14 protein-coding genes and 1 pseudogene are annotated in these 13949 nt (G+C 69.3%); 9 read left to right on the top strand and 6 right to left on the bottom strand.

The window, feature by feature from the left end:
- The first annotated feature begins 300 nt into the window (after positions 1-300).
- From ABZ854_RS36190 to ABZ854_RS36175, 4 genes are all read left to right on the top strand, one after another.
- Entirely contained in the window at positions 301-1230 is a 930-nt protein-coding gene (locus tag ABZ854_RS36190) for a hypothetical protein (RefSeq protein WP_361220024.1), read from the top strand.
- 43 nt (positions 1231-1273) lie between these two features.
- A complete protein-coding gene (locus ABZ854_RS36185) occupies positions 1274-2800 on the top strand; it encodes an amino acid permease (RefSeq protein ID WP_361220021.1) in 1527 nt (508 codons plus the stop codon).
- A gap of 323 nt (positions 2801-3123) precedes the next feature.
- A complete protein-coding gene (locus ABZ854_RS36180) occupies positions 3124-3804 on the top strand; it encodes a restriction endonuclease (protein ID WP_361220018.1) in 681 nt (226 codons plus the stop codon).
- Between the two features lie 209 nt (positions 3805-4013).
- Positions 4014-4229, top strand: a complete 216-nt coding sequence (locus ABZ854_RS36175) for a hypothetical protein (protein WP_361220015.1) — start codon at positions 4014-4016, stop codon at positions 4227-4229.
- A gap of 31 nt (positions 4230-4260) precedes the next feature.
- Here the strand turns inward: ABZ854_RS36175 and ABZ854_RS36170 are convergent, their stop codons facing one another.
- On the bottom strand, positions 4261-4965 hold the full coding sequence (locus ABZ854_RS36170) for a nucleotidyltransferase domain-containing protein (RefSeq protein WP_361220013.1): 705 nt from the start codon (positions 4963-4965) through the stop codon (positions 4261-4263).
- Positions 4966-5155: 190 nt separating this feature from the next.
- On the opposite strand from ABZ854_RS36170, the gene ABZ854_RS36165 reads away from it, so the two are divergent.
- Together ABZ854_RS36165 and ABZ854_RS36160 are read left to right on the top strand one after the other, a co-directional pair.
- On the top strand, positions 5156-5509 hold the full coding sequence (locus ABZ854_RS36165; RefSeq protein WP_361220032.1) for a DUF317 domain-containing protein: 354 nt from the start codon (positions 5156-5158) through the stop codon (positions 5507-5509).
- A gap of 166 nt (positions 5510-5675) precedes the next feature.
- The gene (locus ABZ854_RS36160; RefSeq protein ID WP_361220029.1) at positions 5676-6497 is read left to right on the top strand and encodes a DUF317 domain-containing protein; all 822 of its coding nucleotides are present in this window, start codon (positions 5676-5678) and stop codon (positions 6495-6497) included.
- A 91-nt stretch (positions 6498-6588) separates the two neighbouring features.
- On the opposite strand, the gene ABZ854_RS36155 is transcribed toward ABZ854_RS36160, so the two are convergent.
- From ABZ854_RS36155 to ABZ854_RS36135, 5 genes are all read right to left on the bottom strand, one after another.
- Positions 6589-6975 (bottom strand): hypothetical protein, encoded by a 387-nt coding sequence (locus ABZ854_RS36155; protein WP_361220011.1) that lies wholly within the window; start codon positions 6973-6975, stop codon positions 6589-6591.
- A 269-nt stretch (positions 6976-7244) separates the two neighbouring features.
- Entirely contained in the window at positions 7245-8981 is a 1737-nt protein-coding gene (locus tag ABZ854_RS36150; RefSeq protein ID WP_361220008.1) for a relaxase/mobilization nuclease domain-containing protein, read from the bottom strand.
- The gene (locus tag ABZ854_RS36145) at positions 8978-9598 is read right to left on the bottom strand and encodes a mobilization protein (protein ID WP_361220006.1); all 621 of its coding nucleotides are present in this window, start codon (positions 9596-9598) and stop codon (positions 8978-8980) included. Before ABZ854_RS36145 ends, ABZ854_RS36150 begins: the two co-directional genes overlap by 4 nt.
- Before the next feature lie 529 nt (positions 9599-10127).
- Positions 10128-10817, bottom strand: coding sequence for a hypothetical protein (locus ABZ854_RS36140; RefSeq protein ID WP_361220026.1), 690 nt, complete (start codon positions 10815-10817; stop codon positions 10128-10130).
- Positions 10818-10822: 5 nt separating this feature from the next.
- A complete protein-coding gene (locus ABZ854_RS36135; protein ID WP_361220003.1) occupies positions 10823-11647 on the bottom strand; it encodes a helix-turn-helix domain-containing protein in 825 nt (274 codons plus the stop codon).
- 476 nt (positions 11648-12123) lie between these two features.
- On the opposite strand from ABZ854_RS36135, the pseudogene ABZ854_RS36130 reads away from it, so the two are divergent.
- From ABZ854_RS36130 to ABZ854_RS36120, 3 genes and pseudogenes are all read left to right on the top strand, one after another.
- Positions 12124-12360, top strand: a pseudogene (locus ABZ854_RS36130) (helix-turn-helix transcriptional regulator); the annotation flags it as partial.
- A gap of 163 nt (positions 12361-12523) precedes the next feature.
- Complete coding sequence (locus tag ABZ854_RS36125) at positions 12524-12736, top strand: helix-turn-helix domain-containing protein (protein WP_361220001.1); 213 nt, start codon at positions 12524-12526, stop codon at positions 12734-12736.
- Positions 12736-13887, top strand: a complete 1152-nt coding sequence (locus ABZ854_RS36120) for a site-specific integrase (RefSeq protein WP_361219999.1) — start codon at positions 12736-12738, stop codon at positions 13885-13887. Before ABZ854_RS36125 ends, ABZ854_RS36120 begins: the two co-directional genes overlap by 1 nt.
- Positions 13888-13949: the final 62 nt, after the last annotated feature.

The raw sequence follows: 13949 nt of genomic DNA, 5'->3' as shown, positions 1-13949 counted from the left end.
CGCGCTTGCGCAGCTCGGGCGGGTACATCGAGGGTCGTGCCATGACTCGGAATCCTTACACGGAATCGAGTCTCCACCTCACCCGGGGCGGTTCACTTCGACGGTAGCCGCTGCGCTGCCGTGACCAAGCCAGGTCCCTGGGGAAGCTACCCACACGTCATCACAGGAGGTCCGCACTCCGATGATCAGCGCGCCATCTCCCGCTCTCGGCATCGGTACTTCTGGACCCACCGCCTACGGGTGTGCAGCTTGGCGGGACGACCGCCTTGCCCAGTCGAGGGTGGACGGGGGCAAGGAGGGATGAGAACCAGAGAGCCCCTCGACACGCACCCAGCACGGGGTGACGAAGCACTGCGGCGGGCCTTGGAAGACGCCTCCATGGGGCGCTGGGAGGGCCCGCAGCAGTTGTTGGCCTCTACGGGTGTGGACTGGGACTGCCGGATCTTCCGCCTCCAGGTGCTAGCCGAAGCGGGTGCTCGGCTGCGTTTCGCCGACACCTGGGCGAAGGCAGAGCCGCGATCACCGCACGCCCTAGCCTTGCTCGCGAATGTACAAGCCCTCCGCGCGATGATCGCCGGGCGGAACAGCGGCCGGTCACTGATGGAGGAAGCCTGGGCCACCTGCCGGGCAGCGCTCGGGGTGTGGTCCCACGATGTGGCGCCCCTGGTGGTGATGCTCGCGTTGCTGCGGACGCATGCACCGGATCGGTCGACCCTGCGGCATGTGTGGGCGGAGATCAAGCAGCGTGATCCGTGGAATCGCGAGGCCCACCACGAGGTCGTCACCTACCTGTTCCAGCGCAACCACGGCAGGCCGGGGGAGGCGATGTGGTGGGCGGAGGAGCAGGCGTCCATCGCCCCGCGCGGGCTGCCGATCGCGGTCCTGCCCCTGGTCGTGATCACCGAGGCCCACCGATCCCGTCAGGAGCGAGACAAAGCGGCGTACGGGCTGACCATCCACCCCTGGATCGACTGCCCGCAGATCGACCCCGTGCTGGAACGCTGGTGGCGCTACCGCGCGCCTGGCCCGCATGCCTGCTTCGCGGACGACGCCAACTACCTCGCGCACGCGTTGTCGTTCGCCAACCGCCACAGCGAAGCGGCGGAGGTCTTCGACGCGATCGGCCCCTATGCCACCCGCGTCCCGTGGTCCTACTGCGGCCAGCCGGAAGATCTGTTCCTGCGGCACCGGGCCTGGGCCTACAGCCCGCCGAGGCGCCGGCACCACTGAGCACCCACACCATCCCCTCTGATGTAGGAAGGACGGCACCTCCATGCCTCTTGACGTCTCACGCGTCTCCGACGAGGAACGCTTGAAGGAGCTCGGCTACCAGCAGACGCTCTCCCGCTCGATGTCCGGTCGGGCCAACTTCGGGGTCAGCTTCACGATCATCTCGATCCTGTCCGGCTGTATGACCCTGTACGGCTTCGGCATGAACACCGGCGGCCCGGCCGTGATCATGTGGGGCTGGTTGTTCGTCGGCCTGATGACCTTGTTCGTCGGCCTGTCGATGGCCGAGGTCTGCTCTTCCTACCCGACCAGCGCCGGCCTGTACTTCTGGGCGCACCGCATGGCCCCGGCGAGAACGGCCGCAGCGTGGGCGTGGTTCACCGGCTGGTTCAACGCCCTGGGCCAGATAGCGGTGACCGCGGGCGTCGACTTCGGCGCCGCCACCTTCCTCAACGCCCTGCTCGACCTTCAGTTCGGCTTCGCGGCCACGCCCGGTCACACCATCGCGCTGTTCGGGATCATCCTCGTCCTGCACGGCGTGCTGAACACCTTCGGGGTCCGCATCGTCGCCTTCCTGAACGAGGTGTCCATCTGGTGGCACATCCTGGGCGTTGTCGTGATCTGCGGCGCCCTGGTGCTCGTGCCCGACCACCACCGGTCGGCCGGCTTCGTCTTCGGCGAGTTCGTCAACAACACCGGCTTCTCCTCCAGCGCCTACGTGGTGCTGATCGGACTGCTGATGGCGCAGTACACCTTCACCGGCTATGACGCATCCGCCCACATGACAGAGGAGACCATCGACGCTGCCACCGCCGGCCCCAAGGGCATCGTCCGCTCGATCCTCGTCTCCCTCGCCGCCGGCTTCATCCTGCTGTTCGGCTTCACCTACGCCATCCAGTCCTACTCCGGCGCACTCGCCTCCGGGACCGGAGTGCCCCCGGCGCAGATCCTCATGGACGCCCTCGGCACTGCGGCCGGCAAGTGGCTGCTCCTGGTCGTCATCGTCGCCCAGCTCTTCTGCGGCATGGCGTCCGTCACCGCCAACTCCCGCATGATCTACGCCTTCTCCCGCGACGGCGCCCTGCCCTTCTCCAAGGTCTGGCACCAGCTGAACCCCGCCACCCGCACGCCCACCAACGCCGTATGGCTCGCCACTGGCGGCGCCTTTGCCCTCGGCCTGCCCTACCTCTGGAACACCACCGCGTACGCGGCGGTCACGTCGATCGCGACCATCGGCCTGTACATCGCCTACGTCATCCCGACCTACCTCCGGCTCCGCCAGGGGAGCCGGTTCGAGCGTGGCCCCTGGCACCTCGGCTCCTGGTCCCCCCTCGTCGGCACGATTGCCGTCGCCTGGGTGCTCGTGATCACGGTGCTGTTCGTGCTGCCGCAGACTTCTCCCGTCACCGCGCACCCCTTCAACTACGCGCCCGTCGCGGTCGGCGCCGTCATCGCCTTCTGCGGCACCTGGTGGCTGGCCTCCGCGCGCAAGTGGTTCCTCAATCCTGCGCACCCGCGCAACTCCACGCTGGATCGGAAGGCTGCCGGTGGGAGGGTCGATGTCCGCTGAGAGGAGCAGTCGGATCCCATGCTTGCCGCGAAACGGCAGAAGCGTGTCGGACGAGCACCGAAAGCCCCTGGTCGTCGGTGACCAGCCGCAGCGGGCTGCGGCCCACGCTGACCGAAAACCGTTCACTTCAGGTGATCGCATCTCGACCCGCTGTCAGTGACGCGTGCTCTCATAGCCTGCGCGGGGATCGTCAACAGCCTGTGGACAGAGGTGAGTTGCTTCATGGCGGTACGGATGGAGGCGTGCGAGCGGGTCGCTGTGCCGATAAGGGTCCTGGCCCGGCTTACTGAACGCAGCCTGTCGGTTGAGCTGAGGATGGCCCGATGAGCGGCCGTCGTCCGGCGCGTCGGCCGGCCCGCCGTTCCAAGAAGCAGGACGATCAGTTGGCCCTGTTGGGGGCTGGGGTCCTGGGGATCGGGTTGGTGATCACCGTTGTGCACTGGCTGCTGGTGCACTGGTGGATCATTCTCGTCGCTGCCGTGGTCGCCGCGGTGGCCGGTGGCCTCTGGCTGCAGCAGGCACGGCAGCGGGCCGAGTGGGAGCGTGTGCGTGCCCGCGCTCTGCGGATGCGGATCGTGGAGCTGGACGCCCTGGACCACCGTGCGTTCGAGTTCGCCATACGGGACTTGATGCGAAGGGACGGCTGCCAGGCGGAGCAGCTCGGCGGCGCCGGCGACAACGCCTGCGATGTCCGCGCCGTCGATCCCATGGGGCGCGTCTGGGCCATCCAGTGCAAACACCGCCGGGACGGAGACCGCGGATCCGCCGTCGGCGTCGGTGTCCTTCAGCAGGTCAACGGCACCGCACGTCAGGTCCACGGAGCGGACGTCGCGGTCGTGCTCACCAACGGCCGTTTCTCCTCCAAAGCCATCCCGTGGGGCGCGGAGCACCGGATACACCTCGTCGACCGCCGTCTGCTGGGCGAATGGGCGGCTGGCTCCCGACCGCTGTGGGACCTGCTGGACCGCATCCCCCCGCCGCGCCGCCCCACCGCCCTGTCCTGACGCGCAGGGCAGGGCGGCCAGTGCGACGGCGGCCGCGAGCTGCAAATGGGGCAGGCGGCGCTGCTGTTCGCTTCGCGCAGCTGCCCCAATCCAGCCATTGACCAGGCACTTCGTCGCCAATCACTGGTGATCGAAACGTGGTGCTGTCGAGTTCCGGCTATGCAGGAAGGCGGGACGTCCGAAGTGTTGTGTGCGGGAGGGCTGGCCAGGTGGTTCTGAGTATCAACGTGGCGGTTCTGCTGGCTGTCGTCATCATTGTGCGGCTGCGCCGACGCACGCATGCCCGAAGCCGGTTCGATGAGAAGCTGACCGTGGTCATCGTGCTGGTGTTCGGCGTGCTGATCGCACCCACCAGCTTCGGGCAAGGCATTCTCAGCGCCCTGGGCCAGCTCGCCCACAGCCTCTCCCAAACCAGCAGCCCTTGAGCGAGTGCACCCCGTGCGAGTGGAGAACCGCTCAGGGCACCCCTCCACGCTTGTAGCCGACCCACAACCGGCCGCCGGCCTGCCCGAGCACCTCGTCCACAACGGCCACGAGGGGCTCGACCCTCCCGCCCAGTACCTCCTGTAGGCCGTGGTGGAGGCGCGTGCTGAGCCCTGGCGCGGTCGTCTCAAGACGGCGTGCCAGCCACTTCCCACCGCCACCCCACGAACCGCCGACGGCCAGCGCCAGCTCACCGGTGCGTCGGACCAGTTCGGTCGCGATGAAAAGACGCTCGCTCTGGTCGTCGCTTCCCGCGAGGTCGTCCAGCAGGTCGGTGATCGCGTAGCGACGGTCGCCGATCTCTTCCGGCGACACCGGGGGTGGCCCTGCGTCGGTCAGCTTCCGGGCCTGTGCGGCGAGGCGCGCTCCGAGCCCATCGGTGTCGAAGAGCAGCAGCCCGTCGGCACACATCCATAGGAGCGGTGACCGGCGTTTGCGTAGTTCCTGTTCGACGTAGGCGTGCCACGTCGCCTCGGTGTGCACAAACATCTCCACCGGCCAGTCGGCGTGCTGGAGGCTTGCGCGGTAGGGGGCTGGAGCTCCGTGGAGCAGGACCACGATATCGAGGTCCGACGTCGCTGTGCGGCGGCCCGTCACGACGCTGCCGCCCAGGAACGCGGCACGCGCGTCGGGGTGATGTTCGTCTACGACGGCGCGTGCGGCCTCGATCCCATCCATGCGGCAACTATCAGCACTGGCCTCACCGCGCGCACGCCGTTTTCCGCGGCTGGACAGCGAGGTCTCGCGCCCTGCGTCTCAGTTCGCCGGGGGCAGACAGCAAAGATCCACCAATGACTGGCCAACGCGGCAACGGCATGTGAACCTGGACGACCTTCTCGTAAAACACCAGGTCAGAGAGGTGATTGTCGTGACTGCGGCACCCGCAGGTCCCGGATTCTCCACCAGCGTCGAGGCCCTGCGGCTGCGTGAGTGGCTGCTCGGCCCGGGTCAGGCGACGCTCGTGATGGATCAGTTCTCCGGCGACGACTTCCACCTGGTCGTGGACGATCGTGCGGACGTACACGTCAACTCGAAGGATGGATCCTTCTATCTCGGTTGGTTTTCGGCTGGCCGTCCCGGTACCGACGGCGAGGGGTGGAAGATCGCCGTCACCGGTACGGCCAAGGTGCGCGGCTACCAGATGTCCTTCGACACCGAGACGCCGGCGGACGTCGTCGCTGCCGCAGTCGCTCGTGTGCTGGAGACGTCTCAGCGGGTGTGACAGCCAGAGGCTCGCGTCGGCGCTCTTGGGGGGCCCGTCGTCTGTCTGGTGAGGGCGGGACGAGGTGGCCCAGTCATCTGCTACCCAAGGCCGCCGCGAAGTGAGCCCGGCACTTCCATCCAGTTGCACGCACTGCTGGCGGCATCAAGCCCCCGGCCCCCAACCCCTGGAGGCGTACCTGCATCCCGATTTCCCGATCGACCCACCCGCTCCGGCTAGTGTTCCGTCCGCCTTCTGGGTCGGTCCCCGGCACCTGGCCGGTGACGACGGCCGCCTCTACGACGCCGTCGCTGACACACTCGCCGGCCTGGGGTGGATGAGCCTGACGCTCGTCCGCGGGCGCCAGGAGCCGGACGAGGCGCCAGAGGACCGTCAGGTCCTGCGCAGCACCGTCCTGCACATCAGCCCCGACTCCCTGCGGTGGGCGCAGTGGGTCCTGCCGGACGAGCCATTCCACCTGGGGAACCTGCCGATCGCCTGGCAAGTGTCCGCTCGTACGGACCCGAGCAGCCCGCTCGCCCAGTGGTCGGCCTACTTCACACCCGACGTCCCAGGGGAGATCCTCGCCAGCTTCCTCGCCGCGCTCGACGCGCGCGATCAGCCCGCCCTGCCGCGCGGTGGCCCCGAGCTGGTCCTCGACGTGGTAACGGCGCACGGTTGGCTGTGCGACGTGGACCAGCCCGGGTCGGGCGCGGTGGATCCGACGTTCGCCTCCCACATCCACCTCGGCGAGGTGCCGCCCCTCATCCAGGATGGCGACCCACTCGCGCTGGTGGCTGAGGCGGACGAGGCGGCCCTGACCGGGTGGCAGGCGTGGGCCGAGCCTGCGCTTGGCGCGGGCTACCTGTGGGCCGCGTCGTTCAGCAGCAGCGTGCCGCACGACCTCGTCGCCGCCTTCGCCGACTCCCTCAGCTCCAGCGCCCCGGTCCTGCGCCGGGTGCTGCCCGAAAGTACCCGCGATCGGCTCCTGCGCGCTCCGGCCTGCTGAGGGCTCGTCCAACGCATTGAAGCCGGGCCTCCCGTCGGGGAGGCCCGGCTTCGGGTGTTCGTGGAGTGGGCCGCCGTTGGTATGTGGCCGGTCAGCTTCCTTCGTGCAGGGCGCGGTATTCGAGGGTGTCTTCCGCAGTGACGATCTCGGCCAGGCGCTCGAACTCCGCGTAGTCCTCCTCGGTCATGATGGCGACGGCATCGCTGACCACGGATCCTTCGGGGAGCTTGGCGAAGTACTTCATGAGCAGGTCGACAAAGGCGTCCTTCATTTCGTCGAGTTCACGCTGCCATTCGGCTTCGAGCTGTATCTGCGCGTTCGCGGCGGCCTTTTCCTCCGGGGTGAAGGTGACCAGCAGGTCGCGCTCGGCGCGGGTGAACGGGCGTCCGTCGCGGTGGTAGGGGCGCGTCCTGTCGGGGTGGCTGAAGTCCACCTTGGTGATGAGGAGGACGACTTCGGGGCGGACAGAGGAGGGCACGGGCGGTTTCCTTGTGGGTGGTGTTGTGAGATCGGTTGGTGCTGGCGAGCGGTTCGGGGGGTGTGGGGGCAGGCGGTGCTCGGGGCATGACGTGCGGTGCTTTCACGTTGGGGTGTTTGTCGGGCGCGGGTCGGCGGTGGGCGCGATGCGTGCTCGACTGCGGCGGGGCCGGGGGCGGGGCGTGGGGTTTGTGGACATCAGATACTCCGGACGATCACCGGTTTCGGTAACCGGGGATCGTCGGCTACCTTCCGCCTGCGCTTGTCCGGTCAGCGCCTGCGGGCTGCGCCGTTCGCTGCCCTGTTCGGGGGTTGTGCGCCGGGCGCCGGAGAACGGACGTGCCGCTTATCTCGGGTGGTTTTGTCCTGGGGGTTTTCCGGGGCGGCGGGCAGGTGGGCGCTGCGGCGCAGTCGCCAGACGAGGACGTCGCTGATGGAGGTGGCGGTGTCGAGTTCGCGACGTCGTGTGGCTTCGGTGAGCAGGGTGGCCGGGTCGTGGCCGGCGTCCTTCGCGTCGGCGAGCGTGGCGGCGAGCGCGGGCCAGCCGGGTTCGGTCAGGATTTGTTCGGCCAGGTCGGGGACTGCATGGCGCAGGATGGCCACCTGCCGGTGCCGCAAGGGCTGGGGCATGCGGCGGCCTCGCTGGCCAAGGTTGGCCATGGGCTGCATTGCGGCGGCCTGGTAGGCGGCGCGGAGGTGTTCGGCCGTCTGGCGGGCGGCCTGCGCCTGCTGGGCGTGGTGCCTCTTGGCGTGCCAGTTCGCCGCCGCTATGGCGAGGAAGAACGCCATGTCGATGAGCATGGCGGTGGTGGCGCCGTCTTCGCCGCGGCCGAGGGCGGGCCCGCTGTGGACGAGGTCGCGGGCGGCCTGGCGCAGGGCGTGATCGTGCCCGCGTACGGCCTTGATGTGGGAGCGGGTGGCCCGCTCGAACGCGAAGGCCGCCTCGCGGAGTTCGGTGCGGGTGTGGGAGGCCGAGGTCTTGGCGAGCGCGTCGAAGATCTCCCCTGCTGCTGTGATCTGGGCCGCTGCCGTGCCGTCGTCGCCGTGGTCGATGATCAGCAGGGCCTGCCACGTGGCGGCGGTGGCCCGGCGCCGCGCGAACGCGGGACCTGTCACAGGCGGCAGGGCCGATACCTCCGGCGGGGATCCGTCTGTCGCAGTGGCGGCATCTGCGGGAGGGGTCCAGCGCTCGCGGATGCGGGGCAGGGACAGGTCCGGGGCGAGTTTGGACCCGGAGAAGAAGACGGGCTCGCCGTCCTTGTTGCGGTCCCCGGGGAGAGCGACGGTGTAGCCGAGGCGGTCTCCCGACGGGGCGATGCGCTGGCGTATGAGGAGACCGGCGGAGGCGAGCCGGTCGAAGAACTCCTCCTCGCTGGTGGCGCCGGCTGCGGCCTGGCGGACGGTTTCGCGGAGTTCCTCGCGCGGGGTGCGCTGGCGGCCCTGGCGGTCGGCCTTGTGGCGTTCGGCGCTTGTGGGGCGACGGGCCGCGGTGCCGTCGCCGGTCGTGACCTGGTGCAGGCCGAGTTCCTTTTCGATGCGGCGGGCTTCGTTCTGGGCGCGTTGGCCGGAGCGGTGGTGGTCGGGGCGGCGGCCGTCCTCGCGGACGAGGGTGGCGATGATGTGGATGTGGTCGTCGGCGTGCCGGACGGCGGCCCAGCGGCAGCCGGCGCCGTCGCCGGGGTCGATACCGGTGGCGGCGACCATGCGGCGGGCGATGTCGCCCCACTGCTCGTCTGACAGGACCGGGTCGTCGGGGGCGGCGCGCACGGAGCAGTGCCAGACGTGCTTGGCGGGGCGCTGGTCTGCGTCGAGGAGGGCGAGGGGCTGGTCGAGGAGGTGCTGGAGGTCCTCCTTCGTCGCCGAGGGGTCGCGGCAGGGGTCAGGGGCCATGCCGTCGAAGGAAGCGACCAGGTGCGGGTCGATGTGCTCCTCGTGGGTGCCCTTGCCGTACAGGTAGTGCAGGAGCCCGAGAGTGTTGCTGCCCTGCTTGTGGATCCGGGGAATCAAGCCGCCTCACCCTCCTGACGATGGATGATCCTGTCGGCCACTCGCTGGACGGCCTGTGCGGCGCGCTGCAGATCGGCGAGGGCGGACGCGAAGTGCGAAGCGTCGGCACCGGAGTTGAGGACCTTGACGGCCTGATTGACGTTGCTGCCCGCCCAGCCGAGCTGTCGGCGTACGCCGAACAGCGCGGTCAGGACGTCCCGCTCGGTGGCGATGGCTGCCGCGGTGCGGGACTGGTCGCGGGCGGCGGCGAGGGCGGAGTAGGCCAGGAACCCGGCCACGCTCATGTCGACGTGCGCGGCACCGGATCGGATGATGGCGAGTTCGTGTTTGTTGAGGCGGACGCTGTGGGCGGGGCGCTGCTTGTTGTCACGGGGGCGCGCTTTCCCCTTCTTGGCCTTGCCCTTCGGGCTGGCCTTGCCTGGCTGCGGTCCGCCCTCGGTCGCAGCCTTCCCGCCCGGCGCCCCCTGGCGCTGGTCGGGCCGTGCCACCCCCGGGGCGGGGTCGGGCTCGGGCGCTCCCCCTGCGGGGGAGTGTCCGAACCTCCAACTTGCTGCGCTGTTGTCTGGGGTGATCGGTATCTCCTTCTGGTTGACGTTCTCAGGGTGGTGGTTGGGCACGGGTGGGAGTCCTCCGGGAGTGTTCGGTAGGGGAGCTGAGCCGCCGGGGTGCCGACCGACGGCAGATGAGGGCAATGGCCGGAGCACTGCGGCGGCTGTGAGGTGCGATCTTGGAAGGGGGATGAGGGAGGGTTGTCGGAACCAGAGCCGCAGTCGCGGGGAGGGCAACGGGGACCGGTCCCCAAAGCGCTGCGGTGCGCGGTCCCCGATCGTTTGGGGACGGGGACGGGATGTCCATCGGGGACGGTCCTTCTGGCACATCGTCACGGGGACCGTGCCCTTCCACTGCACGGTCGCGGTCCCCGACGGGACCGATGCGGACTGTTGTGGGGACGGTCCCCGTTGCCGGGGACGCTTCGGGGACCGGCGCAAAAGGCCACCTGAGCTGCGGATTCAGTGGGGACCGGTCACCCGGACGCGGTCCCCAAGGTGCTCGTTGGGGACCGTCCCGTTCGGTGCGTACGTGGGAGGTTGGGGACCGAGGTCGTAGGACCGCGCAGCTACGGCGAGGTGCAAGACCGGGCCCGCGTCACGCCAGCCGGCGTCGGCCCCTCCGGGCAGCGGCGAGGTCGATGCGCGACGGGTGGGGAGCGGCACGTATGGCACTACCCCTGGCAGCACCGTCAGGGGTCGCCCTCCGTCGACGGCACGGGGCACCCACGGGTGCGTGACACCACTCGCACCCCACTCCGAGCGCATCGGGGGCGCCCTTGGCGACGGCGGCCTCGCGCGCGGCGCGGGTGGGACGGTAACGGGCCAGCTCGGCACTGACGGCTGGCGGGATGGACGATCCGATCTCGCGCAGGCGCTTCTCCACGTGGCGAGACGGGCCGCCCCTGTCGATCTGCAGGTGCGTCGAATAGGCGGCCACACCCGTGGCGACCGCGTTCCGAGCACGGAGCAACTCGGCTCGCCAGGCGGCCGGATCGTCCGGGTCGGCAATTGGTGTGGGGTCGGTGTGCCGGTCGAGGCGGTCGCGCCGGTACGCGCGCCATCTGCGGGCGATGTCCACCGGGAGGATCGGGTACGGGGAGTCGAGGACGTGGACCCGTATCGCCTCGCGGACGTCCCAGCCGTGGGCGGTAGTGAAGGGCACGTCGTGGAGCAGCTCGTGCCACTGGGCGAGCTGGTCACGGGCTTCGCCCGTGCCGGTGCGGATGCTGCGGGGATCGAGGCGGCCGATGTAGGCCAGGACGGCGGCGACTTCGCTTCGTTCCAGAGTGGCTATTCCGTTCCGGTCGGTTCGTCGAGGGCGGCGAGCAGGGCGGCCATATGTGCCTCGGTGCGGGTCATGCCCGGCGTCGGCGGGGCGGACGTGCCGCCGGGCAGGGAGTAGAGGTTGGGTCGGCCGGGCGCGGGCGTGTGCTCCCGGGCCATCCACGCGCGCCAGTCGGCGCCCCACGCGGAGGCGCTGCGGGGTGCCCATGAGGCCCGGTAGGCACGCCACTTCTCGTCGGCGGCGTGCAAGGCGTGCTCGCCGAGTCGGTCGAGGTGGCCGTGATGTTGGAGCCAGTCACGAGCCTCGTCGTCGATCTGCCACTCGGTAGCGGAGATGAGCGGGGCAGAGCTGCTGCTGCTCTTACCGTTCACCTTCGGTTCCCTTCTGTTCTGGGGGTCGGAATCCGCACCCCCCTCGGGTCGGAAACTGACCCCCCTGGGGGTCGGGTTCCGTTCCCCGGGGTCGGATTCCGGCCCCCTCGCGAAGTGCTCGGCAGGGTCACATTCCGACCCCTCGGGGGCTGGACTCCGGTCCCCCTCCATCGCCTGCTCGGCGAGGAACCGGGCGGCGACCGGGAGGCAGTAGTACGTCTCTCCTCGCGGCCCCTTGCGGCCGGCGAGCGGCACCAGCTCGCCGCTGGCGATCAGGTTGGCCAGCGCGTCGCGTACGGCGGTGCGGGAGGCGTTGGCGCGTTTCACGAGGGTGGGCACGGACGCGTACGCGACGCACTGCCGGTCGCGGCACCGGTCGGCGATCAGGGCGAGGACCATCCGAGCGGTGCCCTTGCTGAGGCTGTGGTCCCACACCCATTCGCGGGCGTCGTGGCTCATCGGGTGACGGCTCCTAGATCAGGTGGGGAGGTGCGGTCGGCCCTCATTGGGCGATCCACGGGGGAGGGGCTCGCAGTCCTGGGCCGAAGGCACAGGGAGGGCTGGTGGCGTCGTATGGCCAAGACAGCCACATTAATGCCGCACAAGTCCAGCATTCCCTCCGGAATTCAGACAGCTGACGGCGAACGCGTGCTGCGAGGTATCACCAAAACCATAAACCCGGATCGCCGGTCGCCGAAATTATGAACCGTCAGGCGAAAGCCAGGAGGATCACATCGGGGGACCGTTGACTCGCCGCCGGGGCGGAAGCTACAACACAACACCACATGCCAGAGCCCGCGGTGAGGCCGGAGAAGACAGCATTCGCCGACCGCCCGGAACCCGTCCCACAGGTAACTCCCCGTCGTCCGCGCGGGGCAACATAGCCGATGATCGCCGGTTACCGAAACCGGCGAATGGAAGCTACTACTGGAGTCATGGCAGCACGATCCCTGGAAATTGGACCGGCCGGAATACGGACCGCCCGCACCATCGAAATCCTCCGCACCGAACGCGGCCTCTCCCAGCGCGAGCTCGCTGCCCGCGTCACCGCCTTCGGTCGTCCGACGACGAACACGATGCTGTCCCGCATCGAACGCGCCCAACGTCGATGCGACATCGACGACCTCATCGCCCTCGCCCAGGCCCTCCGGGTCTCACCGCTGGCCATTCTTCAAGGGGACAGCGCCGCGCAACCCCAGGCGCCGCAGGCCGGACTGCCTGCCACCCCGAACCGCCCCCCAGTAGAGGACTCATCGCCCTTGCGCCGACCTGCAATATCCCCTGCGCTTACGCGCTCCCGCCCCATCGCTCGCACCGCACAGGAGGTGATCGCGAATGGCTGACCGCCTCCTGACAGTCGCCGAGGCCGGCGAACTGCTCGGCACCGGCGAGCGCTTCGTCCGCCGCCTGATCGCCGAGCGCCGTATCCGCTACGTGAAGCTCGGCCGCCCGGTCCGCATTCCCGAGAGTGCGGTCGCCAAGTACGTTGAGGCGCGCACCGTCGAGCCGGTCCGCCGCATCCGTGCTCGCTACGGGAAAGCGGCCTGATGGCGGGACGCAGGCCCCAGCGACGGCGCGAGTTCGGCACGGTGCGCAAGCTCGCCTCCGGCCGGTGGCAGGCCCGCTACATCGGCCCCGACGGTGAGCGGTACACCGCACCGGAGACCTTCGAGACCAAGTCCGACGCCCAGGACTGGCTCAACCGCGTCCGCGTCGACATCGAGCGCAACATCTGGCGCGACCCGGATGCCGGAGCGGTCAACTTCGAGAAGTACGCACTGCGTTGGATCGAGGAGCGCGGCCTGGCACCCACCACTGTCGACCGCTACGACGGACTGCTCCGCCTCCACATCCTGCCGACCTTCGGTCGCAAGGACCTGGACGAGATCACTCCGCCCTCGGTCCGTACCTGGCGAGCCGAGCGACTGAAGGCCACCGGCGCCACCACCGTCGCCAAGTCGTACCGCCTGCTGAAGGCCATCCTGCAGACGGCGGTCGACGATGACCTCCTCCGCAGCAACCCGTGCCGCATCAAGGGCGCCGGTAAGGAGGAAGCCGACGAACGCCCCACGGCGACCATCGAGCAGGTTCTTGACCTGGCCGAGGCAATGGGCCCCCGCTGGCGCCTGATGGTCCTGCTCGGCGCCTTCGCTTCCCTCCGCCCGGAGGAGCTGGCCGAACTGCGCCGTCACAGTGTCGATCTCGACGAATGCTCGCTACGCATCACACATGCGTCCCCCGAGCTGACAAACGGGCGGCGGGTTACCGGCGACCTCAAGTCCCGTGCGGGCAAACGCACTGTGTACCTACCCGACTTCCTGCTCCCGGAGCTGCGCCGCCATCTCCAGTGGTTCGCCGAGAAGGAACGGGACGGCCTCCTCTTCGTCGGCGAGAAGGGCGCCCCTTTCCGCCGCTCGACCTTCGGCCGGAAGTGGCGCAACGCGAGGACGAAGGTTGGCATGCCGTCCAACTTCCGCTTCTACGACCTCCGCCACACCGGCAACACCCTCGCCGCCGACACTGGCGCCAAGCTGAAGGACCTCATGGTCCGCGCAGGCCAGTCCTCCGAGCGTGCCCAGCTGATCTATCAGCACTCGACGGCGAAGCATCAGCGGAAGCTCGCTCGGGGCATCGATGCTGAGGTGCGGCAGCAACTCCGTCAGGCGCAGACGGAGGAAAGGCCAGCTGTAGAAGTGTGAAGACGCGGGCGGGGGGGGGGGGCCCCTGCGGGGTGGCGAGCCCCCGAATCGATGGGGGGGTT

Source organism: Streptomyces sp. NPDC047028 (assembly GCF_040644095.1).
Taxonomy (GTDB): domain Bacteria; phylum Actinomycetota; class Actinomycetes; order Streptomycetales; family Streptomycetaceae; genus Streptomyces.
The sequence above is the reverse complement of the archived record's forward strand: the minus strand, read 5'-3'. Positions and strand labels throughout refer to the sequence as shown.